Genomic DNA, 524 nt, shown 5'->3' with positions numbered 1-524 from the left:
AAAACAAAAACGAATTAAGATTTATAAATGAAAATTAAAATAAAAAAATGTGTGTTTAAGAAGAGGAGAGATAGTATATGAAAAAATTTATATGTACAGTATGTGGATACGTTTATGAGGGAGAAGCTGCACCAGAAAAATGTCCAGTGTGTGGAGTAGGAGCAGATAAATTTAAAGAACAATCATCAGACTTAGCATGGGCAGATGAACATAGAATTGGAGTAGCTAAGGGAGTAGATGAAAGAATAGTAGAAGGATTAAGAGCAAACTTTATGGGAGAATGTACAGAAGTAGGAATGTACTTAGCAATGTCAAGACAAGCTGACAGAGAAGGATACCCAGAAGTTGCAGAAATATATAAGAGAGCTGCATTTGAAGAAGCAGAACATGCTGCAAAATTCGCTGAGCTTTTAGGTGAAGTATTAGAAGCAGATACAAAGAAAAACTTACAAGCAAGAGTAGATGCAGAATTTGGAGCATGTGAAGGAAAGAAAGAATTAGCAACTTTAGCTAAACAATTAAAC

The 524-nt window shown here is 34.2% G+C and carries 1 protein-coding gene; it reads left to right on the top strand.

The genetic code is table 11. The features are described 5' to 3' along the window. Window positions 1–77: 77 nt before the first annotated feature. The coding region (locus tag AC4FQ1_RS13140; RefSeq protein ID WP_491169876.1) for a rubredoxin-like domain-containing protein at window positions 78–524 on the top strand (447 nt) is incomplete at its 3' end.

Source organism: Clostridium sp. TJA020 (assembly GCF_058310295.1).
This window is presented reverse-complemented; position numbering and strand designations above follow the sequence as displayed.